The organism is Williamsia sp. DF01-3 (assembly GCF_023051145.1).
Lineage (GTDB): Bacteria > Actinomycetota > Actinomycetes > Mycobacteriales > Mycobacteriaceae > Williamsia.
Genome location: NZ_JALKFS010000005.1, coordinates 907,182 through 933,938 on the forward strand (window position 1 = coordinate 907,182; position 26,757 = coordinate 933,938).

Consider the following 26,757-nt stretch of genomic DNA (forward strand, 5'->3'; position numbering starts at 1 on the left):
GTCATGAGGCGACAAGCGGTACACTCGAGCCCAGCGCCGACAACAACTGGTCCGAAGTGGCAGTCGCGCCGAACACCCCACCCTGCATCGCGATCATGCTCAGCGCCGCCACATGGTGGCCGTGGTCGGTGGCGCCGGTGCAATCCGACAGCACCAGGCACTCGAAGCCACGATCATTGGCCTCCCGCATGGTGGTGTGGACGCAGACATCAGTGGTGATCCCGGTGAGGATGAGGTTCGTGATACCCGCACTGCGCAAGATCAGGTCCAGGTCGGTGGCGTAGAAGGCTCCCTTACCGGGTTTGTCGATGATCGGTTCACCGGGCAGCGGCGCGACCTCCGGGACGATCTCCCACCCGGGTTCGCCGCGCACAAGGATGCGTCCGCACGGTCCAACCGAACCGATCTCCGCGCCCGCGCGCTCCGAACGCCACCGCTTGTTCTGCGGAAGGTCGATCAAGTCGGGGCGGTGCCCTTCGCGGGTGTGGATCACCAGCATTCCTGCGTCGCGACACGCAGCGAGTACTCGGGCGGTCGGCGCGAGGCCCGCACGGGTCAGCGAGAGGTCGTAACCCATCGAATCGACGTATCCGCCGGGTCCGCAGAAGTCGACCTGCCAGTCGATGAGTAACAGCGCGGTGCGTCCGACATCGAGAACACCGTCGTAGGGCCAGGCGTAGGGATGAGCGTCAACGGCGTGGGTGGTCATCGAGCAATGCCTTCCGAAGTGGTGTTGTAAGGGGTGAATCGGGGTGGGTCGACTTCGTAGACGATGGTCACGCTGCCGCCCCCGGGTCGTCCCTGATGTTCGGCGCCTCCGGAGACATACACCGCCCCGTCGCCTTTGATGGCCGCAACAAGGGCGCCGACAGCAGCCCGTGCGTGGCGCGTCGCGTTGATGTCAGAGTCGGTGAGCATCGTGTGCCGCAGGTTGCGGATGGTTCCGGAGGGATCGGCTTCGGCCTTGACGAACAGCTGCCGGATTCGGCCGCCACGCTCGGACACCAGAGCGGCAGCGGAGAGAAGCGAATCGAGGTCGTAGGCGTCCTTCATCTCGGTGTGCAAGGCGCGCAACGAGTTCGCGGCTTTGTCGCTCTCGCCGACCACCAGCACGTGGCACGATTTCAGTTCGGCTCCGGCGCTTGCTGACGCCCGGTTCGACCAGGCGTGGCGCCGTCCCTCGAGTGCAGCCAGTGCGGTGTCGGTGTCGATCTCGTCGAGCGCCAGGGCGATTCCCAGCGAACTCGCTGCGCGTGAACGCGCCATCGACTCATAGGTGTCGTCGCTGACCGGCTCGACGCCCATGACACGCAGTCCGGCGATGTCGGTGGAGGTGAGCAGCGGACATTTGACGAGGACAAGGTGCACATCGTCGTCTGCGATGCCGAGTTCGGCGACCAGCTTGGCCACTGTGTCGCGGACCGACTCCATGTGCGCGACGCGCCCCAGCTCGGCCGGGGGGATCGCCGGGGTGGTTCCTGCGGCGGCGACCAGACCACGCTGATGACGGGGATCGACCCGATCGTCGGCCACCAGTAGGTTCACATGCGGTGCGATGACACCTTCGGTGCCTCCCGAGAACACGGTCACCGCAGCTTCTTTGAGGTGGGGTTCCCATACCGCAGAGGCAAGCGTGCGGCTGAAGTCGTTGACGCAACCGTTGCCCTCGGTCTTTCCGACCACGGCGAGCACATCATCGGTGCCGAATCCGTTGTCGGCCAACAGCTCGAGGGCGCTGATGTCGTCGGGCCCCGTGGTGGGCGCGGTGAGCAGGCGGACTCCGGTCATGCCACGACCTCCTTGTTCGTCGTCGGTTCAGCGGTCGGGGTGTCGTCGCCACGTCGTCGTGGCGGTAGGTGATGGAAGACGATGTTGAGGACAAATGCGGTGATCACAGCGCTGCTGATGGCGTTGCCGAAGATGATCTGCACCTCGGCGGGGAAGTCGGTGTAGATGTCCTTGGAGACCACCGGGATCATCCCTGCGCCCAACGCCAGCGAGACGATCATCAGGTTGTCGTTGTTGCTGTAGTCCACCTTCGACAGGGTGCTGATGCCGGTGCCCGCGACGAGTGCGAACATCACCAGACTGACCGATCCGATGACTGCCCCCGGCAGGCTCGCGATCGTCTCGCCGAGCTTGGGGATCAGCGCGAAGATGATCAGGAGCGCACCGGCGAACACCACGACCGCACGGCTCGCGATCTTGGTGATCCGGACGAGACTGACGTTCTGCGCAAAGATGGTGTCGGGGAACGAGGTCCATAGTCCCGCGAGTACTGCGGACGCACCGTCGGCGGCCAGACCGCGGGCAATACGCGGAGGGTCCGCGTCGATGCCGGTGGTCTCGGAGATCGCCATCATGTAGGCGGTCGACTCGATGAAGATCACGATCATCACGATGCTCATGGAGATGATCCCGGCAATGGGGAATGTCGGTGCGCCGAAGAAGAAGGGTTGCGGGATCCCGAACCACGCTGCGTCGCCCACACCGGAGAAGTCCGTCATCGACATCGCCGCAGCCGCGATGGTTCCGAGGATCAGAGCGGTGAGAACGGCTGCCTGCCTGATGAATCCACGTCCGTAGCGCATCAGGGCGACCACGACGATGATGATGCCCAAAGCCAACGGCAATCGTTCGCCGTCGGCCGGGCCGTCGTCGAAGATCATCGACACTGCTTTGCCGATGAGCGACAACCCGATCATCGTCACCGCTGCACCGCGCACGACCGGAGGAAAGAACCGCAACAGCTTGGAGAACGGCACCGCCATGAGGAGAGCGAAGATCCCGGCACCGATCATCGACCCGTACACCGCATTCAGGCCGTACTCCTGCCCGATGAGAATCATCGGGGTGACGGCTGTGAACGAGGCGCCTGCCACGACCGGCATCCGCGCACCCAGGATGTTGCCGATGCCGGCGGCTTGGATGATGGTGACGATGCCGGCGATCAGCAGGTCGGCGTTGACCAACAGTCCGATGGTGCGTTGGTCCAGCCCAAGGGCCGCACCGAAGACGAGGGGAACGGTGACGCACCCCGTGTACATGACGATCACATGCTGAGCGCCAAAGGCTCCCGTGCGCCATAGGCCGGACATGCTCGGCGTTCGCGTCGGGGTAGGAAGGAAGTTTCGCATGGACAATTCGTATACGTTCCGTGTGTCACAACCGTTATCAACCATTACGTTCGAGTTAACGGCCAAAGGTTCGTATACGAAGTTCTACCTGATCAATTGTCGGACCAGATCTTCGTCCTTCTTCACGTGCTCATCCATCAAGTAACCCGCCTGAAAGGAGGAGCCGTCGAGAACGGCACCGGCAATCGCCGTGTGGTCACGCCAGCATCCGTCGGCCCTGCTCTCCACGTCGCGGTCGAAGACCCACGCGATGCGCCGCAGCGTGTGTTCGAGAGTGCGGGCCAGTTCTCGGTTCCCGGAAGCCTCGGCGATCAGCGTGTGGAAACGAAGCACCAGAGGAGGGACCTGGTCGTGGTGCTTCAACCGCTCGGCCTGTGTTCCCGACTCGGTGACGAGGCGCAGTTCGGAAGCGAACTCACCACCGATGCGCTCGGCAGCCAGTCGGGCACCGAACACCTCCAGACCTCGGCGGACCTGCATCAACTCGATCGCGTCGGCCCGGGACGCGCCTGACACAGTTGCGCCCTTATAGCGCTCGAGGTTGACAAATCCCTCGCTCTGCAACTGCGACAGCGCCTCTCGGACCGGTACCCGCGACACCCCGAATCGTTCGGCGAGCATGGGTTCCGGGAGACGGTCGCCCGGTTGCAGCTTTCCGTCGAGGACGTCGTTGCGGATCGCTGCAGCGATCGCTTCCCGGGTCGCCGGCCCTCTTGTCATCGCAGCGGCGACATCCGAGTCGGGGTGCATCCGGTCAGGATAGTTGCAGCCGGGGGTTCGTGACCTGCTCGGTGAGGTCAGGAAGCAGTCGCTGCGGCCAGTCGCGCGAGGGTGTCGGCCAACTGGTCCTCGGTGACGAGCGGGAACTTCACCTGCTCGAGGAGCTTCTTGTCGGTGACCTTGGACCAGTCGTACGTGTGCCGGACCAGCGTCTCGTTGGGGCCCTGAGACTCCAACTCCCACAACCACTCCCAGCCGGGAGGTTCCGTACCGGCGGGCGCGGTCTTCCATGCCAGCAACTTGTCTTTCGCGTAACCGGAGACGTGGTTGTCGGTCTTGTACTCGCCGCCCATGTGATCGCCCTGCATGTTCATGGTGAACACCTCGCCGACCTGCTGGATCCGATCGGCGTGGTCCACGCCGCGGATGAACCCCGAACCATCGAGCTCCTGGTGCCGCTCAGGGTTGGAGAGAACGTCGAAAACTGCGTCGACGGGCGCATCGATGGTGCGTTCGACTGTGACCTTCGTGTTTTCGCTCATGCCCCAACACTGCCTAAGAATCGGTGACACGGCAAGGCCGCCCGCGTAGACCCACCCTGTCTGCCCACTCGAACCGATATGCATTTCGAGTGAACACGTGCACACTGAACGTATGACCCAACATCGTGCGCTCACAGTGGCGGACAACCCGTTGGCGCTGATCATGCTGGCTGAACTACCCGAAGAAATGTCAGCGGCCGCGTTCGGCGATCAGACGGGCAGCGTGACGCCGGAGATGCTCACCGAGTACATGGCCCTCATCGACCGGCACTGTCCGGCCTCGGCGACGGTGAGTTCGGCGACGTTGCATGCCGCAGTGAACGCACAGCTGGCTGCGTACGCACCGACGATGCCCGAGCTCTGCGCCAGTTACCTCAACAGCCACGGCGGGTTCGGGGCCAACATCTGGGTCAAAGCGGCGGTCCTGCAGCTTCGTGACGCGCTGGTGGACGGACGCACGAGCTAGCCCGTCGGGCCACCGTTCGGCATTCCGCCGGGTGGGACACCGCCCCCGGACATCTGGCCACCCGCGGGTTCGGTGGTGGCGTCGACCCCCACGGCCAGGGCAACTGTGTACCCGCCGGTGACGTCGCCGGTCACCGACGCCAGCTGTGCGGCCCCGGAATCGTCACCGAAGACGTTGTCACTGTCGAGGCCGACCCGGGCGAGGTTGGCCACGGAATCCTCGTACCCCGCGGTCGCGTAGACGGCGTCGCACGCATCCTGTGGAAGCGCGACCTGCGAGGTGGAGATGGCATTGGTGGAATCGGTGATGCTGTTCTGGTCGGGGTAGACCTCGAAATGGATGTGAGGCCAGCGTCCGCTGTAACAAGCGGGAAAGATGCTGGTGTACTCGACCTTTCCGTCGGCATCGGCAATCTGGACGCCGCGCAGGAAGTTCTGGTCGGTGACCCCGTCCGAGTACAGCGAATATCCACCGTCGCGCGTGCAGTGCCACACGTACACAGCCGCGCCCTCCAGTGGAACACCTCCGTTGGCGAGGTCGGAGACCGTCAGTTGCAAGGTCATCGGTACGCCGTCAGCGGTACCGCTGAACTCTCCGAAACTGGACCGGATGTCGGTGCGGACGATGCCGCTCTGTTCGAGGACGTCGGGTCCGTTGGACCCGTCCCCGGGATATGGGCCTGCGGTCTCGTCAGGAATTTCGGTCAGCGCCGTCGATGATGCAGTGCTTGTTGTGGACGATGCAGGCGTCGTCGCAGAGCTGGTGGCCGAGTTCGAGTTGCTCGACCCTCCGCACGCCGCCAATCCGACGGTGGCTGCACCCAATCCGAATGCTGCGAGCATCCTGCGTCGACTGAACAACGTATCCACGTCGAAAGCCAACCCCTGGTCGACCACCTCGTCGGCGGGCCGGGGCAGTCGGCGACCCTCGTAGGTCGGTGTCGAATCACGTTGCCTGCGCCGTGTCATGTTGCCTCCTCTGCTGATCCGGTTCGATCGTCAACCGGGTGACATCAGTCTTGATCGACAACCTGGCAATCAGCTGGACGGCCGCTGCGAAGAGCCCACCCACGGTGAGCGGCAGCCGCTGCGGGGTTGAGTGGGTACCGAGGAACGTGCGGCCACAACGGTTTCGAGTGGGCTGCTCAGCCGGCGGGCGGTGGCCCGAAGGTTCGTGGCGGTGTGCCGGGAACCAGTGAGAGATGAGTGTGTATCGCCTGCCACGGTTGGTCGACGTCTGATCGGGTCAGCAAGACCGTCGAGCGGCCCGGCCGTTCGAACGGCGTCCCGTTCTCGGCGTAGCCGGTAGAGGTCCACAGGCACAGCCCCCAGCCGGTGAGCTTGTCATCAGACGTCCCGGTCACCATCGAATCCAGGTCGAAATGGAACTCGGTGATACGGCCCCATATCGAACGCCATTGTTCGTTCTCCAACTCGTCGATGCCGCGGACCAGTCGCATGTAGGTCCCGAAGCCGACGACGTCGGGAGCGAACATCGTGCGGGCCTTGTCGTAGTCGACGTCGACGATCAGCTGACGCCAGCCCTCGAACCAATCCCGGATCGTGATGTCCTGCAAAGTAATCCTCTTCCGCCATGGGGGGCTAGTCTGATGCCGATGTCTGACACCACCGTAGCGCGGGTCGCGCTCGCCGCGATCATGCGAATTCCGCTGACACCGAGACGAATTCTGTTCTATGGTGCCCTTCACCGACGCCTGCCGCGTCTGCGGAATCCACAACGTTTCACCGACAAGGTCAACTGGCGAGTGCGCCACGACCGCCGCGAGTTGCTGGCCCCGACGTGCGACAAGTTGGCCATGAAAGAACTGGCGTCTGCCACCGCCGGAGATTCTGTGAGGGTTCCGCAGACCCTCTGGGCAGGAACCGATCTGCGGGACCTGGGCTCGGTCGATCTGCCCGATCGATGGATCCTGAAGCCGGCGCACCGGTTCGGCAAGATCATCGTGGGCCATGGGCAACCCGACATCGACGACCTGCTCGACCGGACCGACGGATGGCTCGACAACGAGAACTGGCAGCTCATGGGCGAGTGGGGTTACAGCCGGGCCACACCGCGGATCCTGGTCGAAGAGCGGATCGGTACATCCGATGCCCTACCCTCGGACTACAAGTTCTTCGTCTTCGCCGGCGTCGCCCGCTATGTGCTGGTGGTCTCCGATCGAGTTGCCGATCCGCGGGCTTCGTACTACGACACCTCGTGGAATCGGGTTGCGACACATCCCGGGGCAGAGGACCTCCCACTGGTGCCTGCGCCGCCCCACCTCTCGGAGATGATCGCGATCGCCGAACGCATCGCGCACGGATTCGACTTCCTCCGCGTCGATCTGTACGACGTCGACGGACACGTGTGGTTCGGCGAAACCACCGCCTATCCGATGAGTGGGCTCGGCAGGTACTCGCCGGATTCCTTTGATGAAGAACTCGGCAGCTGGTGGACGTTGCCCGACCTCAGAGCCGACCCTTGAGAATCAGGTTCCAGTACATCTGCGGCAGTCCGTAGCGGTCGAAGGCCCATGCCGATCGTCGTGGTTTGAGCGGGTCGACAAACGACGGTAACGATGACTGGACGGTGCCTGCCCGGTCGAACTCACCGGCGATCAGCCTGTGCCCGTCGATGGCGACGGGCGCGACCGTGTATCCGTCGTACTCCGCCAACGCTTTTCCCTCGCGGGCAGCGATCAGGTTGTCGACGAGGATTGCGATCTGCCGGCGCAGCGCACCGCCGGACGGGTCAGTGGCCACCGCGGCCCCGTCTCCTGCAGCCCAGATGTCGGGGTACGTGTGATGGCGGAACGTGTGGGGGTCGATGTCGACAAGACCGCGGGGATCGGAGCCGGAAAGTCCCGACAACTCGACCCACAGGGGCCCACGGAACGGCGGGACCAGGTGAAGCATGTCGTAGGGCAGTCGTTCGACCGACCCGGTGCCCTCCGTCACCGCTATCTGCCGACCCTCGGGATCGAGCTCGGTGACCGCTGTATTGCGCAACACCCTCACGTCGAGGTCGGCTAGCAGGCTGTACAGCCGGCCGTCGAGGTCGGGCACACCCAGCAACTCGGGACGGTCGACCACCAGGGTGATGTCGACCCCGGGCAGTCGGCCGGTCTTCTGCCAGTGGGCTGCAGCCAGGAAGAGTGGTTTGAGCGTGGTGCCGGTACAGCTCACCGGCGCGCGAGGCACGGTGAACAAGGCCCGTCCCCGCGCGGGCATGGTCTTGACCAACTCCCATGTCTCCTCGGCCCGGTCCACGTAATTGCTGGCAACAGCCGAGGATTCGAGGGCCGCGTCGACACCGGGTAGTGCGTCAGCATCCGGGACGAGGCCGGGCCCGAGAACCAGGTCTCGGTATCGGAAGGTACGGCCGGACGCGCACAACACCGACTGCGACGGCGCATCAACCGAGATCGCGGTGTCCTGAACCCATGTGCACTTCTCGGGGGTCACCGATCGCTGGGTTCGTTCGGCGTCGTTCAACGTCGCCTGCCCGCCGCCCACGTACGACAGCAGTGGCCGATAGGTGTGGACCCTCTGCGGCTCGATGACGGCGACGTCGGTGATGCCCTTCTTGATTAGCCGGGCCGCGGCACTGATCCCGGCGTTACCGCCGCCGATGACCAGGACGTCGAAGTACTGGTCCGCTGTGCTCGCTGCTGGGGTCATATCGGCCCTGTACCCAGAACCTTCGGTGACCACCCGTCGGCGAATCACGCACCGGTGTCGACCGCATCGCGTTGAACGAAGATGACCATCGGGTCGTCGGGCGCGATCATGATGCACGCATCGTCGGTCAGCGTGAGCATCACGGCGCGGGTGGTGTCGATGGACGCGTCGAGTTGGTCGAAGATCTCTGTGGCCAACTGACTCGGGATCTCGAAGCGGTGGTCGTCGAGGTGGACTGCAGTGACGGCCTCCGCGACTGCTTCGCCTGCGGACTCGTCGGCGTCCGACAGAGGGATGTCGGATGCAGTCGACTCCCGGCCCTTGTCGACCATCGGCATTCTCCTCAACGTGTGGTGATGAGTCAGCCTAAGAGATATTCGATGATCTGGCACCTGCGCCTGGGTGTTCAGTCGATTTCGGCCATGCGTCACCGTCTCCGGTCCCAGGTGATGCTGCGGGAACGGAGTTCGAGGATGACATCGGACCACCTCGTCGTGGTCCATGCCATGCTGCGAGGGTCAGCGGCGCAATGAACGGCGATCAGGCAACACATTCCTCACCGAGGCGATCGCACGGCCGGCTGCGGGTCAACTCATCACCAGGGCCTCCTGCACTGCGGCGTAGAACGCCTTACCCGGGTCGCCGAACACTTCGGTCTCCGGAAAGTACATGGCGGCCATGCCGCTGAGGAGTGACCCGCACGCGCCCGGACGGACCGCGACGGCAAACCACATGCCGATGGAGACACCTTGGATGGTGCGGGTCCAGTCGGCGCGCTCCTCGATGGCATTGGCGACACTCAGCATCAGCTTCGGATCCTTCATGCTCCGAACCCCCGTGCTGCGATACCGCTCTGCGTTTGGGTGGTGATCGGCGGACATGTCGACAAATGCATTTTGTTCTCCCTGGATGGGTTGGACAGCTGGCCACTTGGCCAACTGCCCTGACCGTCGCACGAGAGACGCCTACTTGTCGCAGGTCAATGAGTAATTGCTGGTGAGTTAATAAAACAACATGCGAAATTAACGACCGAAGGTCGCAAAGAACTCGGGCCAATCACCGGGAGGGGATGGTGTCGGTCCCCGTCGACAATGACTCGATCGTCGCGAGAGGTGAAATCCCCCGAAGAAACTGTGACTCAGGACACAGCTATTTGCGCCCAAAAATCAGTGGGCGAAATGCTGGCTCTCCAAATGGCCGCCGGCCTGTATCTTGCGTAGTCCGTCCATCACCTCGACGAGGTGCTGGTGCAGGACGCGAGCCATGTCGCGCGAGAACCCCTCCCGCACCACGACTCGGAGAACGGCGACGTCCGTGGCGTCGTCGGGCATCGTGTAGGCGGGTACCTGCCAGCCGTACACCCGCAGGCCATGGGAGATGTCGAACACCGTGAACGGGCAAGGGTCGTTCAGCTTGAACGTCACGACCGGTATCGCCGAACCGTCTGTCAGGACGTCGATCTCTTCTTCCTCGGCGATCTGCCCGGCAAACCATTGGGCTGTGCTCGACAGCGCCTTCATGATGTCGGTGTAGCCGGCGCGCCCGAGTCGCAGGAAGTTGTAGTACTGGCCGATGACCTGATTGCCGGGACGCGAGAAGTTGAGAGTGAAGGTGGGCATGTCGCCGCCGAGGTAATTGACGCGGAACACCAAGTCCTCGGCGAGGTGCTCCTTGCCGCGCCAGACCACGAAACCGACTCCGGGATAGGTGAGTCCGTACTTGTGTCCGCTGACGTTGATCGAAACCACCCGCGGCACCCGGAAATCCCACTCGACATCGGGGTGCAGGAACGGAAGCACAAAACCGCCACTGGCCGCGTCGACGTGGATCGGGATGTCCGGGCCGCCATCGGCCGCGAGCTTGTCCAGAGCGGTGGCGACCTCTTTGACAGGTTCGAGTTCGCCTGTGTACGTGGTCCCGGCGATCACCACGACGCCGATCGTGTTCTCGTCCACCGCCTCGGTCACCTGCTCGGGGGTGATGACGTAGCGACCCGCCTCCATCGGCAGATAGCGCGGTTCGACCTCGAAATAGCGGCAGAACTTCTCCCAGACCACTTGAACGTTGCTGCCGAGGACGAGGTTCGGTGTGCCGCCCGTCTTCTTCTCGCGCCAGCGCCATTTGAGGGCGAGTCCGCCGAGCATCACGGCCTCCGATGAGCCGATGGTGGATGCGCCAGTAGCTGTCGATGCGTCCTCGGGGTCGAGTCCGGGAGCGTGGAACAGATCGGCGACCATGCTCACGCACCGGGATTCGATGGCGGCAGTCAACGGATATTCGTCTTTGTCGATCATGTTCTTGTCGAAGGTCTCGGCCATCAATCGCTCGGCCTGCGGATCCATCCAAGTGGTCACAAATGTAGCCAGATTGAGGCGCGAATTGCCGTCGAGCATCAATTCATCGTGGATGAAGCGGTACGCGATTTCCGGTTCCATCGAATCGTCCGGAATTCTCAGGGCCGGGACACCCTCGACAGCGAGCCGGCCGGTATATGCGGGAGCGATCAATCCACGTTCGTTCGACATTTGAACTCCATCGCGTTGGATGAGACGCGGTGCTTTTCGACGCCCGCGAAGCGTTTTGATCGTACCGTTTGCCGTGCCCGCGTACGGAGAAACTGTTTCTAGGCCTGCGTACGCCGCGCCGGTAGTGTTTGACTCCTGACGGCCGAGCTGAGGAGCAAAACGTATGGGGCCTGGATACGGGAACGATCCCAACAAGCCGGATGAACCGTACTGGGGCGGCCAGGATCCTCGGCAACCGCAACAGCCGTACTGGGGTCAGCCTTCGGACCAGCAGGGCCAGGGCCCCAGCGGCACCAGTCAGATGCCGGCGTACGGATCGGGCTCGACGCCCCAATACGGCGGTCCCCAGTACGGCGACCCCCAATACGGCGGTAACCAATACGGCGAACCGGCGTATGGCCCGCCCGCCTATGGGCCGCAAGGTCAGCCTGCTTATGGGGAGCCGTTCGACCCGAACAATCCGTACGGCAACAACCCTTACGGTGGCGGACCTCCATACGGAGAGCCTCCGTACGGAGGCGGCTACGGCGGTCCCCCGAACGGACCCGACGATGGGGGCAGCAAGAAAACCCTGCTGATTATCCTGGGCGCGGTGGTCGCACTGATCGTGGTCGCCGGCGGAGCATTTGCGGCCCTCGCCCTGATGGGAGGCTCCGACGACGACTCCCCGTCGGCGACGTCCACCTCGGCAACGTCGACCACCGACACGACAACCACCCGGGAAACCGACGACACCACCACCACCACGGAAACCACCACGACGGGTTCGACCGCGGGAACGGTCGAGTACGAGGTGACCGGCTCGGCGATGCTGATCCTGTACAGCGATCGTGACGGCGAGAAGACCGAATCCGATCCCCGCACGCCGTGGACCAAAACCATCGACCGCGCGCCGGACACGTTGCAGCTCAGTGCTTTCTCGATCGATGGCAATGACGTGACGTGCTCTATCAAGGTCGACGGGAAGGTCGTCGCCGACGAGAAGGGTGTGTTGGCGGTCTGCGTCCATCTCGGCTCATGAGCACGCCATGGGCTCGGGGTCGGTACCGAACGGTGGCGGATCACCTCGTCCCTCTCGCCGAAGATCTGGTGGCCGTGGCCGGCCGTCGGACTCCGCTGTCCGGTGCGGTCGTCTACGACCTCGCCTGTGGAACCGGCAGCGCGGCACTGCTCTGCGCCCGTGAAGGGGCTCAGGTCACCGGGGTGGACCTGACCACCGAGCTGCTCGAAGAAGCGGAGATGGAGGCGGCGCGTTCCGGCCTCGACATCCGCTGGGTGTGTGCGGACGCGAGCGCGACCGGACTGCCACCGGCCGACGTGGTGCTCTCCAGCGTGGGCATCATCTTCGTGCAGCCCGAACCTCAGATCACCGAGGTCCGCAGACTGTTGGAGCCCGGCGGGACATTCGCGTACACCGCGTGGGCGTCGGGGTCCGAGCAACCGCTGTTCGCTCCGATCGCCGACGTACTCGGCCCGTCGCCGGCGCCTCAGTTCGGTGACGTGTCGCCCGAATCGTGGGCCGACCCGGCCGTCATCGAGCAGAGGCTCGCCGATGGCTTCATCGATGTTGTGGTGGACGAGCGCGACCATCTGTGGCAGTTCGGTTCCGTGGACGAGGCGATGCATCTGGTGACCAGTGAGTCCCCGGTGCACGTCAACCTGTTGTCCATGATCGACGACGAACGAGGTCAGCGGGTTGTCAACGGTTTTCGGGATGTGTTCGGTGAACTGGCGCACGCCGACGGGTCGGTGACGTTCGCGGCCCCGTACGTGGTGGTGAGCGCAACCAGGGACAGGACGTAGTGGCAATGACCGACCCTCACAGGCAAGCGCGGATGGCAACGTCGTTCGGTCGCGAAGCAGCGTCGTACAGCAAGGGCCGGCCGGACTATCCGGAAGCTGCAATCGCCCATCTCGTTCCGTCCGAAGCCCGAGTGGTCGTCGACATCGGTGCCGGCACAGGCAAACTCACCGCGTCGCTCCTCTCGCCGGGACGGACGGTGATCGCGGTGGAGCCCGATCGGGTGATGCTCGACGCATTGTCCTCGGCCTTGCCGACGGTGCACTCGGTATCGGGCACTGCCGAGCAGACGACCCTCGACGACTCGGTGGCCGATGTCCTGACTTACGGGCAGGCCTGGCACTGGGTGCAGCCCGAGCCGGCGACCGCCGAAGCCGCCCGGGTACTGCAGCCCGGTGGACGGATCGGCCTGGTGTGGAACATCCGGGACGAGTCGGTTCCGTGGGTGGCCGCGCTCACCGGCATCATGTCCGCCAGCGCTGCCGAATTGTTCGTGGCCAGGGGCGGGCCCCGGTTACGAACGCACTTCGGTCCTTTGGAACACAAGGCCTTCGACTGGGAGCGTCGGTTGACATCGGAACAGCTCGTTGCGATGGCAGCGTCGCGCAGTCACGTCATCACCGCAGCCGATGCCGAACGCACCCGGATCCTGGCGGGGGTGCAGGAGCTGGCGGATGATGTGGCCGACAGCGACGGTGTCATCGTGTTGCCCTACCGGACGCACGTGTACCGCGCCCACCGACTCTGAGCGGTCGGCGAGTCGAGTTCGGCTCACCATGAACAAAATCGCCCGGCCATGCTGACGCCATCGCTGCAGTGGTGTTCTATGGAACAGATGCGAACGCTCCCTCGCCGGCGGACCTGGATCAGGGTCACCCTGGTGCCGTTGATCGTGATGCTGCTGGCGACCGTCGTCGCAGGATGCTTCGATCCGCTCAACCGTGCGGGATCTCGTGATCCCGATCCCCGGCACATCGTCGTCGGATCAGGGGGCGTGCTGGAAAGCCAGATCATCGGTCAGATCTACATCGACGTTCTCGAGGCCAACGGGTTCACGGCCGAGAACCAGCTCAATTCGGGTACCCGTGAGCGTTACCTTCCCGCCCTGCGTGCCGGCGACATCGACATCGCTCCCGACTACATCGGGAACCTGCTCCAGTATCTGGCAGCGGCCGCTCCCGGCCTGTCTGAGGAAGAGGTGACGAAGTACTCGTCGCTGACGTCGTTGCCCGACATCGAGAATGCGTTGCCCGCAGTACTCGGTGACGATCTGCTGACTTACACACCGGCTCCCGGCTCCAACTCGGACTCGGTGACCGTCACCCGACAGAGCGCAGAGAAATGGAACCTGGTGTCCATCGCAGACCTCGCGCGGGTGGCGCAGTCGGAGACCGTCAGCTTCATGGCCAACAGCGAGTTCGCCACCCGTGAGGTGGGGGTACCGGGCCTACGCCGAAACTATGGGCTGGACGTGGACTTCAAACCCAACAACGACAGCGGTGGCCAGGCCACCATCAACGAGCTGACCAGCGGACGGGTCACCGCCGCCGACATCTACACCACAACGCCCGCGATAGCCACGGAAAACCTTGTGGTGCTCGAAGATCCGAAACACAACTTCCCCGCCAACAACATCGTGCCGGTGCTGGCGAAGTCGAAGGACTCGCCGGAACTACGCAAGGTGCTTGACGCGGTGTCGGCACAACTGACCGTCGAGGAACTCCGAAGCCTGAACGAGATGGTCTCGGGCACACAGAAACTCGAAGTCGAAGATGCGGCAGAGCGCTGGGTGAAAGAGCACGGACTCAACAAGCAGCTGGGGTCATGAGATGACCGATGGAAGGAAGCCGATGATCACCTTCGATGCGGTGACCAAGACCTACCCTGACGGCACCACCGCGGTCGACAACCTGACCCTGGAGATCGAAGAAGGCAGTTTCACGGCCTTTGTCGGTCCGTCGGGATGTGGCAAGACCACCTCGATGCGCATGATCAACCGGATGATCGATCCGACGTCCGGCACCGTGAAGGTGGACGGACAAGACGTGAGTACCACCAACCCGGTGACGCTGCGACGCGGTATCGGTTACGTCATCCAGAGCGCCGGTCTGATGCCCCACCAGCGAGTGGTCGACAACGTGGCCACCGTCCCGGTGCTGGAGGGCGAGTCGCGCAAGGCGGCCAGGCGCGCGGCGCTCGAACTCCTCGAGCGGGTCGGTCTGGACTCGACCGTGGCCACCCGGTACCCGGGCCAGCTGTCGGGCGGACAGCAACAACGTGTCGGTGTGGCAAGGGCTTTGGCTGCAGATCCGGCCATCCTGCTGATGGACGAGCCGTTCAGTGCTGTCGATCCCGTTGTGCGCGAGGACCTGCAGAACGAGATGCTTCGACTGCAGGCCGAGCTGCGCAAGACCATCGTCTTCGTCACCCACGACATCGATGAGGCCGTCAAGCTCGCCGACCGGATCGCGATCTTCGGCAAGGGCGGTGTCCTACGCCAATTCGACACCCCGGCTCGACTGCTCGCCGCGCCCGCCGACGAGTTCGTGTCCTCGTTTGTCGGTCGCGACCGCGGTTACCGTCTGCTGCAGTTCAATTCGGGTCAGGACGTGAAGATCGAGCCGCTCGAACCGATCACCGAAGGGCAGATCGACGGGCTGGTCCTCGGCGCCGACGAGTGGCGGCTGGTGACGGTGGACGGAACCCCGTTCGGTTGGGTCGACGCCGATGGGGTGCGGGCGCATTCCGGTGGTGCGTCGCTGTACGACAGTTGCTCAGCCGGTGGGTCGCTGTTCAGTGAGTCCGGGTCGCTGCGCCAGGCACTCGATGCCGCATTGTCATCGCCCTCGGGAATCGGTGTGGTGGTGGACGGCCAAGGGACCGTGAGCGGAGGGGTCCGCGCCGCCGACGTCCTCGCTGCTCTGGAGCAGCAGCGTAAGTCGGCGTCATGAATTACCTGTTCGACCATTTCTCGAAGGTCTGGGAACTGACTCTCGAGCACATCAAACTATCGATGATTCCGCTGGCGGTGGCGCTGGTCATCGCTATTCCGCTGGGCCTGCTGGTGTACCGTTCACGGCCGGCGCGGCGGGCGACCATCGTGGTCGGCTCGATCATCTTCACCATCCCGTCCATCGCTCTGTTCATCGTGCTGCCCTCGCTGATCAACACGCGCATCCTCTCCGACGTCAACGTGATGGTTGCGCTGGCCTTGTATTCGACTGCGCTGCTTGTGCGTTCGGTTCCCGAGGCGCTCGACGCCGTGCCCCCCGCTGCAGTCGACGCCGCCACGGCCATTGGATACAAGCCGTGGCAGCGCGTACTGAAGATCGAACTCCCGCTGTCGATCCCGGTGCTCATCGCCACCATTCGCGTGGTGTCGGTGACCAACATCTCGATGGTGTCGGTAGGTGCGGTCATCGGTTTCGGCGGCCTGGGCCGGTTGTTCACCGAAGGCTATAGCCGCAACTACACCGACGAGATCGTGGCCGGCATCATCGCCGTGGTGGTTCTCGCGCTGGTGATCGACCTGGTCCTCGTGGTGATCGGCCGGGTGCTGACCCCGTGGGCACGCGTCGGCCGGGCGCCGGGCAGGTTGGCACGTAGCCGGATGAACCTGGCCAAGGAGGCGGCACCGGCATGAGCAACATCTTCAGCGACACCGTCAGCTACCTGACCACCGGAACGAACTGGACCGGTACCGAGGACTCCGAGGGATTGCTGGTCGAGATCGGCCAACACATCGGCTACACCTTCTACGCGGTGGCGGTCGCGGCGTTGATCGCGGTCCCGATCGGTCTGCTCATCGGTCACACCGGCAAGGGCGAGGTGGCCGTGGTGGGACTGGTGAACGTCCTGAGGTCGTTGCCGACCCTGGGTCTGCTGCTGCTCTTCATCTTGTGGATGGGTCTCGGACTCACCCCCACGATCATCGCGCTGATCCTCCTCGCGATCCCGCCGCTGCTGGCCGGCACCTATGCGGGGGTCGCCAACGTCGACAAGGCAGTGGTCGACGCATCCCGGGCCATGGGCTTGAGCCATCTACAGGTGCTGCTCAGAGTGGAGTTACCAAACGCACTTCCACTCATCTTGGGTGGCCTACGTAACGCCACTCTGCAGGTGGTGGCAACCGCAGCCATTGCGGCCTACGCCGGCTTGGGTGGCCTCGGACGCCCGATCTTCGACGGGCTCGCCACCTACGACTACCCGCCGATGATTGCAGGATCTTTGCTGGTCACGCTTCTGGCTCTGATTCTCGACGGGATCCTCGCGGGTCTGACCTGGGCGTCGGTACCCGGTACCGGGCGGTTGCGGCGCACTCCGGACCTGTCCACCGCCTGATCAAAGGGGTGGACCGGCCAATGTGTGCCATTGGTTCGGAAACATGGGGTCTGGTCGCCTACCTTGAAGGTGTGAATTCCCCAGACGTGTCCCAAGAGGCAACCGTGCTCCAGCCAGGGTCGGCCGGTGTCTCTGACAACAGCGACTTCAAGACAGTGATGACCTGGCGTGGGATAGGCGAGGATCGACTCGAGCAGGTGCGTGTCGCGGTCTCCGGGAATCGGGTGAAGGCGTATGGGCGGATCGTTGCCGCGGCAACCGCCGACCGAGAGGCCTTCAGCGCCTCGTACGACCTGGTCACCAACGATGCCGGTGTCACCAAGCGGTTGTCGCTGCACCTCGTGCGCGCGGGTGGGGACGCCCAGATCTCGATCACCCGTGACAACGAAGACACGTGGCTCGTGCAGACTGCCCGCGGCATGGAACGCAGCGACTTCGGCGGCGCACAAGACGTCGACCTGGCGCTGAGCCCCTTCTTCAACGCGCTGCCGATCCGCAGGCTGGGGCTGGGCAAACCCGCAGCCACGCCGGTCGCAGTCCCCGTTGCCTACCTCTACCTGCCCACGGGCGAGGTGAAGCCGGCGACGCTGCAGTACACACCCGGTGACGGTGGCATCGGAGTGGTCTCACCGGTGGCCGACACCACCCTCACCGTCGACGACAACGGTTTTGTCATCAACTACCCGGGGTTGGCCGAACGGGTCTGACCCGTCCACACCCCGCCGCGGCGGGCGGCGTCACGCAGGGCCGCCTCCCAGCCGTCGGAACCAATCACCACGTCGGTGACGGGCACGTCGGCGGAAGCGTTGATCTGCTCGTAGTGCTTGCGTGCGCGGTGACCGTCTTCGACGAGGATCTCCACCGAGCCCACGTCGCGCAGTTGGTCGCGGGCACGGGTGAGGCGGTCGATGGTCTCGCTGAGTGCATTGAGCAAGGCGATGTCGTTCGCCTCGAGCATGGCTCGCTGCGCAGAGGGTTTGGTGCCGGCCACGCGTGTCCCATCGCGGAACGAGCCCGCCGCGAGCCGCAAAGCGAGTTCACCTTCGCCGGCGCCCACCACAGCGGTCACGGCGGCCGTGAGGTGAGGTAGATGGGAAATGCCCGCGACAGCGCGATCGTGTTCATCGGACGCGGCGGGGATCACGCGGGACCCGACATCGAGGGCGAGTTGCGCAACGGTCCGCCACACGTGGGGATCGGCGCCGTCGTCGGTGGCCACCACCCAGACCGCGCCATCGAAAAGAGTGGGGTCGGTGGCCGCCCAGCCCGAGTCGGCCGAACCCGCCATCGGGTGGCCGCCCACGAAGTTGCTACTGAGCCCTTGCGCGTGAACCGCGTCGGCGACCGGCTGCTTCACGCTCACCACATCGGTCAGCGGACACCGGGGGGCGTGCTCGGCGACGGCCCCGACGATCGTGGCAACTGTGGGGGCCGGCGTCGCGATCACGATCAACGCCGACTGCTCCGCTGCGTGGGCGAGGGTCGCGACGAGGTCGGTCGACACGTCGAACCCGCTCTCGGCGGCAGCGGCGACGGTGGCCTCGGAGCGGTTGTAACCGAACGCCGGTCGACCGGTGGCGGCCAGTGCCCGCAGCAACGAACCGCCGATCAAACCCAGGCCCAGAACACAGACAGGGGGCCGGGGCTGTGGCGAGGTCGCGGTCACCCGATCAGATTGGCACATGCGGGCGGTGCGCAGGTCACGCGGCTGCTCGTAGAGAGTTGGGTTTACCCGCGCCGACCGCTACCGTGACCGCATGGCAGCTGCAGGTGCGGATGATGTAGATGGTTTCGCCATTGCGGTCGTCCGGGAGGACGGCAAGTGGACCCTCACCGCAATGGATCGCAGTGCACTGGCCGAACTCGGTGAAGCCGAGAATCGGCTGCGGGGCCTGCGCAGCGCCGGAGCGGTGTTCGGACTGCTCGACGTGGACGACGAGTTCTTCATAGTCGTCCGGCCGTCGCCGTCGGGAACAAAACTCTTGATCTCGGACGCCACAGCGGCAATCGACTACGACATCGCCGCCGATGTACTCGACGTGCTCAATGTCGAGATCCCCGACATCGATCCCGACGAAATCGATGATGTCGAACCGTGGGAAGAAGGCGATCTGGCCATTCTCGCCGACCTCGGTCTGCCGGATTCGGTGATGAGCATCATCGTCGGTGACACCGATTTGTATGCCGACGAACAGATCGGGATGATCGCCGCCCGACTCGGTTTCGCGGACGAGCTGTCGAAGACGCTCGAGAAGCTCGGTCACTGAGCACTTTTCGTGAGTCGGGTGGCATGGGTACCGATGAGCAGATGATCGAGGCGGCACTGGCGGCCGCCGCCGGAGCCGACCCCAGAGACGTGCCCGTGGGCGCGGTGGTCTTCGATTCCGGCGGCACTGCCATCGCGCAGGCCGCAAACGCACGCGAGGCGACCTCTGATCCCACCGCACACGCCGAGATCCTCGCCATTCGACAAGCGGTCGACGTGGTCGGCGACGGATGGCGGCTCACGGGCTGCACCATCGCCGTGACCCTCGAGCCGTGCACCATGTGCGCGGGCGCCATCACCCTGGCCAGACTCGATCGGCTGGTGTTCGGTGCGTGGGAGCCGAAGACAGGGGCCGTGGGTTCGTTGTGGGACGTGGTGCGCGACCGACGCAATGTCCACCGTCCTCAGGTGCGCGGCGGCGTACTCGCCGACCAGTGCGCGGCGGTCCTGCGCGAGTTCTTCGCTGGTCAACGACCCTCCTGAGGACAGGTCCGACGCGGTGATCTCGGAACTCCTGGGTATCCGATTGAGATCGAGCAGCAGTGGGTACCCAGGCATCACGCGACAGTCGCGTGTGAAGCACCTTGGTCACAGATCGAGTCAACTAGGAGGATCCATGGCTGTATCCGACGATGCCAAGAACAAGGCCGAAGATCTCAAGGGCCGCGGGAAAGAAGCCGCAGGAAGCCTGACCAACGACCACGACCTCAAGAACGAAGGCAAGGGCGATCAAGCCAGTGCCGGCGCGAAGCAGAAGGTGTCTGACGCTGCCGACGCCGTCAAGGGTGGCGTTGACAACCTCAAAGACAAGCTGACCGGCCACTAAGAGCCGCTCACACCGCCGAAGGCTGTCTGTACAGCCGGACTGACCAGCGGATTGTTGGCTCAGCCCGGCCCTGCGGTACAGTTTTCGGCGGTGGCGTGTCCGAGCGGCCGAAGGTGCAGCACTCGAAATGCTGTGTACGGTAACCCCGTACCGAGGGTTCAAATCCCTCCGCCACCGCCAGCGAACAGCCCCTCACCTGATCCAGGTGAGGGGCTGTTTCTGTGTTGTATCGAGTCCGATGGTTCCGCATGAGGTCGCACCTGGACGGTGGGGTGTAATCGGTAACCGGGGTATTCGTCGCAGCGGTGGTGCGGCATGACAGCGATTCTTGTGTGGGGGTGTTCATGGGTCACGGCTGGATTCTCATCGAGTGCATGGGCAATGGAGAGCCCACTCTCGTGTTCGACAGGGTGAGGCCGCGGCGCTATTCGTCGATCCGCCGGCGCGACAATCTGCGGAGTCCCCAGGTGACCGCGGCACTGTTCACGATGGTCGGCGACGTGGCCGAGTCGCGGAGCACCGTTCGCCGAGTGCTCTCCGCCGACAAGAACGAATCGCTGATGATGGTCGCGCACCCCGTCGAAGGACCCGCAGACAGTGTGTACGGCGTCCAGGTGTGGGTGGGCCTCGAGCACGAGCTGCCGCCACCCCGTCGGCTGGTCGGAGCGTTCCTCTGGGATCCGGCAACACAGCTGACCCATCATGGGCCGACCATCGAGACCGAGATCCTCGGGATCACCGATCCGCAGACGACGCGGGTGAGCCCCGAGGTGTTCAAGTACTTCGAGGCGTTCCCCCGGGAGGGCGAACTCGGCACGTATGTGGCTGACATCATGTCGGGGAGCATCACGGACGGCGAAGCATTCGACAGCGACATCACCATCCGCCGGGACGATGGTGATCTGACCCAGGTGTACATGACCATGCGTGCCGTCAAGAACCGCGACGACACCTGGGGGTTGCGGGGAATCGTCCACGACATCACCGACGTGCGCGAACCCAGCTCGGCCGCAGCCTACAACCGCCGGACGGCCCGGGTGGTCGCGCGGCTGGTGGAGGGGGAGTGGGGCATCGGGCACGTCGACTTCGCGACGGGCATCGTCACCGAGTGGCTGACCGAGCCGCCTGCCCCGCTGGATCAATGGGCCACGCAGAACGCGGAGTTCCATCCCGACGACATGTCCACAGTGATGGACGCCCAGATCGCGGTGGCGACCGAACGTGTACCCCGGGCCGAATACGTGGTCAGAGTGCGGTTTTCGGACGGGCCATGGCACGGCGCACGCATCACCCTCACTGCCGCGACCGCAGGGTCGAACGGGCACGGGCTCCTGCGGGTGGAGTCCGCGAGTCGAGAAGGGAAGGTGTGAGTCGGCCGCGGGCTCAACTCAGAAAGACCGCTGCCTGATCCACGAGGTCGAGGAGCGGTTGAGGAACGATGCCGAGGGCGATGGTCGCGACAGCGCCGAGACCGATGACAAAGGTGGTCGCGCTGTTCGGCACGACGACGGTGGGGGCGTTGTCGGCAGGTGGTTCGGAGAAGAACATCAGCACGATAACCCGGACGTAGAACACCACGGCGATTGCGCTGCTCAGCACCCCGACGATCACCAGCGGAACGGCGCCGCCGGACGCAGCCGCCGAAAACACCGCGAACTTGCTCACGAAGCCACTCGTCAGTGGGATGCCGGCGAACGCGAGTAGGAACAACGCGAAAGTCCCGGCCACCAACGGCGATCGCCGTCCCAGACCCGCCCACCGCGACATCTCGCCGACCTCGCCTGCCCGGTCCCGCACCAGGGTCACCACGGCAAAAGCGCCGACGGTACTGAAGCCGTAGGCGACGAGGTAGAACATCGTGGACGACAGTCCTGCACGGTTGATGGCGACAACACCGGTCAGGATGAAACCGGCGTGCGCCACAGAGGAATACGCGAGCATGCGCTTCATGTCGGTCTGGGTGATCGCAACGACGGAGGCGACGACCATCGTCAGGATCGCAACCGCCCACAACACCGGACGCCACTCGTCTTTCAAACCGGGCAAAGCCACGTAGAACAATCTCAACATCGCACCGAACGCGGCGATCTTGGTGGCTGCGGCCATGAAGGCGGTGATGGGCGTGGGCGCGCCCTGGTAGACGTCCGGGACCCAGTAGTGAAACGGCACCGCACCGATCTTGAACAGCAAGCCGATCGAGACCAGGCCCGCCCCGATCAAAGCCAGCGTCTTGTCACCGGCCTCGGCGTCGATGGCTGCGGCGATCTCCGGGAAGTCGACCGACCCGGCGTAGCCGTAGAGGAACGCCGCCCCGAAGAGGAAGAACGCCGATGAAAAGGCGCCCAGCAGAAAGTACTTCAAGGCCGCTTCCTGCGAGAGCAGCCGGCGACGACGCGCAAGACCGCACATCAGATACAACGGCAGCGACAGTACTTCGAGCGCCACGAACATTGTCAGCAGGTCGTCGGCCGCGGGGAACAACAGCATGCCGCCGACCGCGAACAGCATGAGGGGGAACACTTCCGTCTGCGCGAGTCCGGCAGTGGTCGCTCGTCGTTCCGGCTCGCTGCCCGGCACGGTGGACGCAGCAGATGTGAACGCGTCCAGCGACTTCACCCGGCCACCGGCTGCCGCGCCCACCCCGGCGCCGACGGTCACGCCCGCCATGGTGCGCTGGGCGATGAGGGGGATGGACAACGCCGACACCACCAAGATCGTGCCTTGCATGAACAGTGCCGGGCCGTCGACAGTCACGGCACCGACCGCCACCGATTCGCGGGTACCGGCCAGTGCGACAACAGCTGTGAATGCTGCCACCAGGCCACCGACGCTCAGGATGAGTTGCAACGCGTACCGGAATCGATCGGGTGCAAACGCCTCGACCAGTACCGCGGCCACCGCAACCGCGAACACGATCAACATCGGTGAGAGTTGTGCGTATTCGATCGACGGCGCAGGCAGCACGTCCTGGGCCGTATCCAGCGCCCAACCGTTCATCGGTCACCTCCATCGGGCTCGGCAACAGCCGGTGCGGGGTCACGCTCGTCGATGACGGTGAGGGTGTGGCCCACGGCTGGATCGATGACGTCGAGCACCGGTGCGGGATAGATGCCCAGCGCCAGCAGCAGCGCCAGAAGGGGTGCCACCACCAGCATTTCGCGGCCGTGCAGATCGGTGAGGCGCTCGGTGCTCTTGTTCACGGGACCGGTCATCACCCGCTGGTACATCCACAGCACGTATATCGCGGCAAGCACCAGAGCCACCGAGGCGCAGACGGCCGCCACCGGGTAGCGGGTGAAAGTGCCGATCAGGACCAGGAACTCGCTGACAAACGGACCCAGCCCGGGAAGCGACAGAGTCGCCAGTCCCGCCACCAGGAAAGTGCCGGCCAGCAGTGGTGCAACTTTCTGAACCCCACCGAAGTCGGCGATGGCCCGTGATCCGCGCCGCGACACCAGGAACCCGGCAATCAACATCAGTGCCGCGGTGGCGATGCCGTGATTCACCATGTAGAGCGTGGAACCGGACTGTCCCTGACTGGTGAGTGCAAAGATACCCAGGATGATGAAGCCGAAGTGGGAGATCGACGTGTAGGCGATCAGACGCATCAGGTCGGTCTGGCCGATCGCGAGGATGGAGCCATAGATGATCCCGATGACCGCCAGTGTGACGACCAACGGGGTGAAATATCTTGTGGCATCGGGGAACAACTGCACGCAGTACCGGAGCATCGCGAAGGTGCCCACCTTGTCCACCACGGCCATCATCAGCACGGCGCCGGCAGGGGTGGCCTGTACTGCCGCGTCCGGGAGCCATGTGTGCAGCGGCCACAGCGGCGCCTTCACCGCAAAGGCGAACATGAAGCCCAGGAACAGGGCTTTGCCGACAGTAGGGTCGATGTCCAGCGAGCCGGAGGAGACGGCCGAGACGATCTCGCGGAAGTCGAACGTACCGCCGCCCTGGTCGGCGGTCACCACGTACAGGCCGATCACCGCGGCCAGCATGACAAGGCCCCCGGCGAGGTTGTACAGCAAGAACTTCACCGCCGCCCGCGACCGCTGGCCCGGGGCTTGTTCTGCCGCACCGAAACCCGCGATGAGGAAGTACATCGGGATCAGCATGGCTTCGAAGAAGATGTAGAAGAGGAAGATGTCGAGCGCGGTGAACGACACCATCACCATGGCCTCGACCAGCAACATCAGTGCCATGTAGCGATGGGTCGCACGCCGTCGGTCGGCGTCGGCGTCATTCCACCCGGCCAGGAGCAGAAGGGGGAGCAGCACGGCGGTCAACACCACGAGCGCCAGCGCGATGCCGTCGATACCGAGCTCGTAGCGGGTCCCGAAAGCGGGTATCCACGAGCGTGATTCCACGAACTGGTATTGGTCGCCACCGGGATCGAAGCGGACCGCCAACACAAGCGCGAGGGCGAGCACCCCTACCGACGTTGCCAGCGCTACCCATTTGGCGACCACTCGTAGTCGAGGAGGCAGCATCAAGATGACAACCGCACCGATCGCCGGTACCACCCACAACAGTGTCAGCCAGGGGATTGCGTTCACCACACCCTCACCAACATCATCATCGCGACCAACAGGGCGCCTCCGGCGAACATCGACAACGCGTACGAGCGGACGTATCCGGTCTGCACTTTGCGGAACAGCGTGGATGTGGCGCCGACGGCGCCGGCGAGTCCGTTCACCAGGCCGTCAACGCCTTTCAAGTCCGCCGACCCCAGTGCTCCGGTCAGCTTCTGGCCGGGTCGCATGAACGCCGCCTCGTTGAATGCGTCGCCGTAGAGGTCGCGGCGGGCTGCGACGGTGAGCGCGCGTCCCTTCGGTGCGACAACGGGGATGTCGCGTCGGGCGTACTGCCGCCAGGCCACGGCGAAGCCGGCCAGTACCACCGCGAGTGTGCCGGCGGTGATCACCCAGATGGGAACGGGCAGCTCGTCGTGGTGCTCACCGACCACCGGTTCGAGCCAGTGCTGCAGTGAACCTCCGAATGCCAAGAACCCACCGGCAAAAACGGATCCGAGGGCCAGCAGGATCATCGGTCCGGTCATCAAGGCAGGCGACTCGTGTGGGTGCGCGGTCGCCCCGTGGGTGTCAGCCGGCCAGCGCTTCGTGCCGAAGAAGGTCATCAGCATCACGCGTGTCATGTAGAACGCGGTGATACCGGCGCCGAGCACAGTGACGACGCCCAGGATCACGCCTTTCACACCACCTGCTGCCCAGGCTGTTTCGATGATCTTGTCCTTGGAGAAGAAGCCTGCGAACGGCGGGATTCCGATGATGGCCAGATAGCCGAACCCAAAGGTGATGAAGGTGATCGGCATCAGCGCACGCAAGCCGCCGAAACGGCGCATGTCGGTCTCGTCGTTCATCGCATGCATCACCGACCCGGCGCCGAGGAACAGACCGGCCTTGAAGAAGCCGTGTGTGATGAGATGCATGATGGCGAAGGCATATCCGGCCGGTCCCAGTCCGGCGGCGAGCACCATGTAACCGATCTGGCTCATGGTGGAGGCGGCGAGGGCCTTTTGATGTCGTCCTTGGCGCAGCCGATGATCGCGCCGAACAAGAGCGTGACCGCGCCGACGACCACCACCGCGAGTTGCGCTCCGGGCGCCAGGTCGAAGATCGGGCCCGACCGGGTGATGAGGTAGACGCCGGCGGTCACCATGGTCGCGGCGTGGATGAGCGCGGACACCGGCGTGGGGCCCTCCATGGCATCCCCGAGCCAGGATTGCAGCGGCACCTGCGCAGATTTGCCGCACGCGGCGAGCAGCAACATCAGGCCGAGGAAGGTCAGTACTGTCTCACCGGCCTCGCCGGCTCCGGCGAACACCTCGGCGAAGCCCACCGACCCGAATGTCGCGAACATGATCATCATCCCGATGGCAAGACCCATGTCGCCGACGCGGTTGACCACAAAGGCCTTCTTCGCGGCTGCGGCCGCAGACGGACGCTGATGCCAGAAGCCGATCAGCAGGTAGGAGGCAAGTCCGACGCCCTCCCAGCCGAGGTAGAGGCCGAGATAGTTGTCGGCAAGGACCAGCAGAAGCATGGCTGCCAGAAAGAGGTTGAGGTAGGCGAAGAATCGCCGACGATCAGGGTCATCGGCCATGTAGCTGATCGAATAGATGTGGATGAGCGAGCCCACACCGGTGATCAGCAGGACAAAACACATCGACAACTGGTCAAGTTGCAGACCGAAGTCCACACGTAGCTCACCGACGGGCACCCAGGTGAAGAGGTTCTCGTGTACGGCGCGTTCGTCGCCGGGGCGTCCGAGCATGTCGGTGAAGAGCATCAACCCGTAGACGAAAGAGGCGAGCGCCATGAGGGAGCCGAGCAGATGACCCCACGGGTCGGTGCGCCTGCCTGCGAGCAGCAACACGATCGATCCGACGAGCGGGAGCGCCGGCAGGATCCAGACGGTTGTGTTCAT

Annotated in this window: 28 protein-coding genes, 1 tRNA gene and 1 pseudogene; 15 read left to right on the plus strand and 15 right to left on the minus strand. The window is 64.4% G+C overall.

Annotated elements, in window-relative coordinates; genetic code table 11:
* Position 1: 1 nt before the first annotated feature.
* The 5 genes from MVA47_RS06250 to MVA47_RS06270 all read right to left on the minus strand — a co-directional run bounded on the left by MVA47_RS06250 (position 2) and on the right by MVA47_RS06270 (position 4,399).
* Entirely contained in the window at positions 2 to 709 is a 708-nt protein-coding gene (locus MVA47_RS06250; RefSeq protein WP_247207128.1) for a cysteine hydrolase family protein, read from the minus strand.
* On the minus strand, positions 706 to 1,788 hold the full coding sequence (locus MVA47_RS06255) for a ring-opening amidohydrolase (RefSeq protein ID WP_247207129.1): 1,083 nt from the start codon (positions 1,786 to 1,788) through the stop codon (positions 706 to 708). Before MVA47_RS06255 ends, MVA47_RS06250 begins: the two co-directional genes overlap by 4 nt.
* Positions 1,785 to 3,137 (minus strand): nucleobase:cation symporter-2 family protein, encoded by a 1,353-nt coding sequence (locus MVA47_RS06260; protein WP_308280499.1) that lies wholly within the window; start codon positions 3,135 to 3,137, stop codon positions 1,785 to 1,787. Before MVA47_RS06260 ends, MVA47_RS06255 begins: the two co-directional genes overlap by 4 nt.
* A gap of 84 nt (positions 3,138 to 3,221) precedes the next feature.
* Positions 3,222 to 3,887, minus strand: coding sequence for a GntR family transcriptional regulator (locus MVA47_RS06265; RefSeq protein ID WP_247207131.1), 666 nt, complete (start codon positions 3,885 to 3,887; stop codon positions 3,222 to 3,224).
* Between the two features lie 47 nt (positions 3,888 to 3,934).
* Entirely contained in the window at positions 3,935 to 4,399 is a 465-nt protein-coding gene (locus tag MVA47_RS06270) for an SRPBCC domain-containing protein (protein WP_247207132.1), read from the minus strand.
* A gap of 112 nt (positions 4,400 to 4,511) precedes the next feature.
* Between MVA47_RS06270 and MVA47_RS06275 the strand changes: the two genes are divergently transcribed.
* On the plus strand, positions 4,512 to 4,865 hold the full coding sequence (locus MVA47_RS06275) for a hypothetical protein (RefSeq protein WP_247207133.1): 354 nt from the start codon (positions 4,512 to 4,514) through the stop codon (positions 4,863 to 4,865).
* Here MVA47_RS06275 and MVA47_RS06280 read toward each other — a convergent pair.
* Together MVA47_RS06280 and MVA47_RS06285 are read right to left on the minus strand one after the other, a co-directional pair.
* On the minus strand, positions 4,862 to 5,833 hold the full coding sequence (locus tag MVA47_RS06280; protein ID WP_247207134.1) for an intradiol ring-cleavage dioxygenase: 972 nt from the start codon (positions 5,831 to 5,833) through the stop codon (positions 4,862 to 4,864). The genes MVA47_RS06275 and MVA47_RS06280 overlap by 4 nt on opposite strands.
* A 176-nt stretch (positions 5,834 to 6,009) precedes the next feature.
* The gene (locus tag MVA47_RS06285; protein ID WP_247207135.1) at positions 6,010 to 6,441 is read right to left on the minus strand and encodes a nuclear transport factor 2 family protein; all 432 of its coding nucleotides are present in this window, start codon (positions 6,439 to 6,441) and stop codon (positions 6,010 to 6,012) included.
* Positions 6,442 to 6,480: 39 nt separating this feature from the next.
* Here MVA47_RS06285 and MVA47_RS06290 point away from each other — a divergent pair, with 39 nt between their 5' ends.
* On the plus strand, positions 6,481 to 7,350 hold the full coding sequence (locus MVA47_RS06290) for an ATP-grasp fold amidoligase family protein (protein WP_247207136.1): 870 nt from the start codon (positions 6,481 to 6,483) through the stop codon (positions 7,348 to 7,350).
* Here the strand turns inward: MVA47_RS06290 and MVA47_RS06295 are convergent.
* From MVA47_RS06295 to MVA47_RS06310, 4 genes are all read right to left on the minus strand, one after another.
* Positions 7,334 to 8,545: an NAD(P)/FAD-dependent oxidoreductase gene (locus MVA47_RS06295; RefSeq protein WP_247207137.1), complete on the minus strand. Its 1,212-nt coding sequence runs from the start codon at positions 8,543 to 8,545 to the stop codon at positions 7,334 to 7,336. The two genes, MVA47_RS06290 and MVA47_RS06295, sit on opposite strands and share 17 nt — an antisense overlap.
* 44 nt (positions 8,546 to 8,589) lie before the next feature.
* Positions 8,590 to 8,877 (minus strand): hypothetical protein, encoded by a 288-nt coding sequence (locus tag MVA47_RS06300; RefSeq protein ID WP_247207138.1) that lies wholly within the window; start codon positions 8,875 to 8,877, stop codon positions 8,590 to 8,592.
* Between the two features lie 255 nt (positions 8,878 to 9,132).
* Positions 9,133 to 9,369: a hypothetical protein gene (locus tag MVA47_RS06305; RefSeq protein WP_030168661.1), complete on the minus strand. Its 237-nt coding sequence runs from the start codon at positions 9,367 to 9,369 to the stop codon at positions 9,133 to 9,135.
* A gap of 342 nt (positions 9,370 to 9,711) precedes the next feature.
* Complete coding sequence (locus tag MVA47_RS06310; RefSeq protein WP_247207139.1) at positions 9,712 to 11,070, minus strand: glutamate decarboxylase; 1,359 nt, start codon at positions 11,068 to 11,070, stop codon at positions 9,712 to 9,714.
* Positions 11,071 to 11,233: 163 nt separating this feature from the next.
* Between MVA47_RS06310 and MVA47_RS06315 the strand changes: the two genes are divergently transcribed.
* The 8 genes from MVA47_RS06315 to MVA47_RS06350 all read left to right on the plus strand — a co-directional run bounded on the left by MVA47_RS06315 (position 11,234) and on the right by MVA47_RS06350 (position 17,919).
* A complete protein-coding gene (locus tag MVA47_RS06315) occupies positions 11,234 to 12,091 on the plus strand; it encodes a hypothetical protein (protein WP_247207140.1) in 858 nt (285 codons plus the stop codon).
* The gene (locus tag MVA47_RS06320; RefSeq protein WP_247207141.1) at positions 12,088 to 12,873 is read left to right on the plus strand and encodes a class I SAM-dependent methyltransferase; all 786 of its coding nucleotides are present in this window, start codon (positions 12,088 to 12,090) and stop codon (positions 12,871 to 12,873) included. The genes MVA47_RS06315 and MVA47_RS06320 overlap by 4 nt, the downstream gene beginning before the upstream one ends.
* 5 nt (positions 12,874 to 12,878) lie before the next feature.
* A complete protein-coding gene (locus tag MVA47_RS06325; protein ID WP_247207142.1) occupies positions 12,879 to 13,619 on the plus strand; it encodes a class I SAM-dependent methyltransferase in 741 nt (246 codons plus the stop codon).
* Positions 13,620 to 13,706: 87 nt separating this feature from the next.
* A complete protein-coding gene (locus MVA47_RS06330; RefSeq protein WP_247207143.1) occupies positions 13,707 to 14,699 on the plus strand; it encodes an ABC transporter substrate-binding protein in 993 nt (330 codons plus the stop codon).
* A gap of 22 nt (positions 14,700 to 14,721) precedes the next feature.
* Positions 14,722 to 15,822 carry an ABC transporter ATP-binding protein gene (locus tag MVA47_RS06335; RefSeq protein ID WP_247210625.1) on the plus strand — a complete coding sequence of 367 codons (1,101 nt, stop codon included), beginning with the start codon at positions 14,722 to 14,724 and terminating at the stop codon, positions 15,820 to 15,822.
* Positions 15,819 to 16,514: an ABC transporter permease gene (locus tag MVA47_RS06340; protein WP_247207144.1), complete on the plus strand. Its 696-nt coding sequence runs from the start codon at positions 15,819 to 15,821 to the stop codon at positions 16,512 to 16,514. The genes MVA47_RS06335 and MVA47_RS06340 overlap by 4 nt, the downstream gene beginning before the upstream one ends.
* Positions 16,511 to 17,212: an ABC transporter permease gene (locus tag MVA47_RS06345; protein ID WP_247207145.1), complete on the plus strand. Its 702-nt coding sequence runs from the start codon at positions 16,511 to 16,513 to the stop codon at positions 17,210 to 17,212. The genes MVA47_RS06340 and MVA47_RS06345 overlap by 4 nt, the downstream gene beginning before the upstream one ends.
* 155 nt (positions 17,213 to 17,367) lie before the next feature.
* The gene (locus tag MVA47_RS06350) at positions 17,368 to 17,919 is read left to right on the plus strand and encodes a putative glycolipid-binding domain-containing protein (RefSeq protein WP_374474350.1); all 552 of its coding nucleotides are present in this window, start codon (positions 17,368 to 17,370) and stop codon (positions 17,917 to 17,919) included.
* Here MVA47_RS06350 and MVA47_RS06355 read toward each other — a convergent pair.
* Positions 17,892 to 18,878: a prephenate dehydrogenase gene (locus tag MVA47_RS06355; protein WP_374474132.1), complete on the minus strand. Its 987-nt coding sequence runs from the start codon at positions 18,876 to 18,878 to the stop codon at positions 17,892 to 17,894. The two genes, MVA47_RS06350 and MVA47_RS06355, sit on opposite strands and share 28 nt — an antisense overlap.
* A gap of 91 nt (positions 18,879 to 18,969) precedes the next feature.
* Here MVA47_RS06355 and MVA47_RS06360 point away from each other — a divergent pair, with 91 nt between their 5' ends.
* From MVA47_RS06360 to MVA47_RS06380, 5 genes are all read left to right on the plus strand, one after another.
* Positions 18,970 to 19,479, plus strand: coding sequence for a tRNA adenosine deaminase-associated protein (locus MVA47_RS06360; RefSeq protein ID WP_023956660.1), 510 nt, complete (start codon positions 18,970 to 18,972; stop codon positions 19,477 to 19,479).
* A gap of 23 nt (positions 19,480 to 19,502) precedes the next feature.
* Positions 19,503 to 19,961, plus strand: coding sequence for a nucleoside deaminase (locus tag MVA47_RS06365; protein WP_247207147.1), 459 nt, complete (start codon positions 19,503 to 19,505; stop codon positions 19,959 to 19,961).
* Between the two features lie 133 nt (positions 19,962 to 20,094).
* Positions 20,095 to 20,304 (plus strand): CsbD family protein, encoded by a 210-nt coding sequence (locus tag MVA47_RS06370; protein ID WP_023956656.1) that lies wholly within the window; start codon positions 20,095 to 20,097, stop codon positions 20,302 to 20,304.
* 89 nt (positions 20,305 to 20,393) lie between these two features.
* Positions 20,394 to 20,484, plus strand: a tRNA-Ser gene (locus MVA47_RS06375).
* Positions 20,485 to 20,648: 164 nt separating this feature from the next.
* Positions 20,649 to 21,674 (plus strand): GAF domain-containing protein, encoded by a 1,026-nt coding sequence (locus tag MVA47_RS06380; RefSeq protein ID WP_281504679.1) that lies wholly within the window; start codon positions 20,649 to 20,651, stop codon positions 21,672 to 21,674.
* 13 nt (positions 21,675 to 21,687) lie between these two features.
* Here MVA47_RS06380 and nuoN read toward each other — a convergent pair whose 3' ends face one another.
* The 3 genes and pseudogenes from nuoN to nuoL all read right to left on the minus strand — a co-directional run bounded on the left by nuoN (position 21,688) and on the right by nuoL (position 26,757).
* A complete protein-coding gene (nuoN, locus tag MVA47_RS06385) occupies positions 21,688 to 23,301 on the minus strand; it encodes an NADH-quinone oxidoreductase subunit NuoN (RefSeq protein ID WP_247207149.1) in 1,614 nt (537 codons plus the stop codon).
* Entirely contained in the window at positions 23,298 to 24,866 is a 1,569-nt protein-coding gene (locus MVA47_RS06390) for an NADH-quinone oxidoreductase subunit M (RefSeq protein ID WP_247207150.1), read from the minus strand. Before MVA47_RS06390 ends, nuoN begins: the two co-directional genes overlap by 4 nt.
* Positions 24,863 to 26,757: pseudogene (nuoL, locus tag MVA47_RS06395) on the minus strand (NADH-quinone oxidoreductase subunit L). The gene MVA47_RS06390 and the pseudogene nuoL overlap by 4 nt, the downstream one beginning before the upstream one ends.

Bases quoted from the DNA above. Each gene is read 5' to 3' on its own strand.
- MVA47_RS06250 (WP_247207128.1), bottom strand. From the start codon at position 709: ATGACCACCCACGCCGTTGACGCTCATCCCTACGCCTGGCCCTACGAC.
- MVA47_RS06255 (WP_247207129.1), bottom strand. From the start codon at position 1,788: ATGACCGGAGTCCGCCTGCTCACCGCGCCCACCACGGGGCCCGACGAC.
- MVA47_RS06260 (WP_308280499.1), bottom strand. From the start codon at position 3,137: ATGCGAAACTTCCTTCCTACCCCGACGCGAACGCCGAGCATGTCCGGC.
- MVA47_RS06265 (WP_247207131.1), bottom strand. From the start codon at position 3,887: ATGCACCCCGACTCGGATGTCGCCGCTGCGATGACAAGAGGGCCGGCG.
- MVA47_RS06270 (WP_247207132.1), bottom strand. From the start codon at position 4,399: ATGAGCGAAAACACGAAGGTCACAGTCGAACGCACCATCGATGCGCCC.
- MVA47_RS06275 (WP_247207133.1), top strand. From the start codon at position 4,512: ATGACCCAACATCGTGCGCTCACAGTGGCGGACAACCCGTTGGCGCTG.
- MVA47_RS06280 (WP_247207134.1), bottom strand. From the start codon at position 5,833: ATGACACGGCGCAGGCAACGTGATTCGACACCGACCTACGAGGGTCGC.
- MVA47_RS06290 (WP_247207136.1), top strand. From the start codon at position 6,481: ATGTCTGACACCACCGTAGCGCGGGTCGCGCTCGCCGCGATCATGCGA.
- MVA47_RS06295 (WP_247207137.1), bottom strand. From the start codon at position 8,545: ATGACCCCAGCAGCGAGCACAGCGGACCAGTACTTCGACGTCCTGGTC.
- MVA47_RS06300 (WP_247207138.1), bottom strand. From the start codon at position 8,877: ATGGTCGACAAGGGCCGGGAGTCGACTGCATCCGACATCCCTCTGTCG.
- MVA47_RS06305 (WP_030168661.1), bottom strand. From the start codon at position 9,369: ATGAAGGATCCGAAGCTGATGCTGAGTGTCGCCAATGCCATCGAGGAG.
- MVA47_RS06310 (WP_247207139.1), bottom strand. From the start codon at position 11,070: ATGTCGAACGAACGTGGATTGATCGCTCCCGCATATACCGGCCGGCTC.
- MVA47_RS06315 (WP_247207140.1), top strand. From the start codon at position 11,234: ATGGGGCCTGGATACGGGAACGATCCCAACAAGCCGGATGAACCGTAC.
- MVA47_RS06320 (WP_247207141.1), top strand. From the start codon at position 12,088: ATGAGCACGCCATGGGCTCGGGGTCGGTACCGAACGGTGGCGGATCAC.
- MVA47_RS06325 (WP_247207142.1), top strand. From the start codon at position 12,879: ATGACCGACCCTCACAGGCAAGCGCGGATGGCAACGTCGTTCGGTCGC.
- MVA47_RS06330 (WP_247207143.1), top strand. From the start codon at position 13,707: ATGCGAACGCTCCCTCGCCGGCGGACCTGGATCAGGGTCACCCTGGTG.
- MVA47_RS06335 (WP_247210625.1), top strand. From the start codon at position 14,722: ATGATCACCTTCGATGCGGTGACCAAGACCTACCCTGACGGCACCACC.
- MVA47_RS06340 (WP_247207144.1), top strand. From the start codon at position 15,819: ATGAATTACCTGTTCGACCATTTCTCGAAGGTCTGGGAACTGACTCTC.
- MVA47_RS06345 (WP_247207145.1), top strand. From the start codon at position 16,511: ATGAGCAACATCTTCAGCGACACCGTCAGCTACCTGACCACCGGAACG.
- MVA47_RS06360 (WP_023956660.1), top strand. From the start codon at position 18,970: ATGGCAGCTGCAGGTGCGGATGATGTAGATGGTTTCGCCATTGCGGTC.
- MVA47_RS06365 (WP_247207147.1), top strand. From the start codon at position 19,503: ATGGGTACCGATGAGCAGATGATCGAGGCGGCACTGGCGGCCGCCGCC.
- MVA47_RS06370 (WP_023956656.1), top strand. From the start codon at position 20,095: ATGGCTGTATCCGACGATGCCAAGAACAAGGCCGAAGATCTCAAGGGC.
- MVA47_RS06380 (WP_281504679.1), top strand. From the start codon at position 20,649: ATGGGTCACGGCTGGATTCTCATCGAGTGCATGGGCAATGGAGAGCCC.
- nuoN (WP_247207149.1), bottom strand. From the start codon at position 23,301: ATGAACGGTTGGGCGCTGGATACGGCCCAGGACGTGCTGCCTGCGCCG.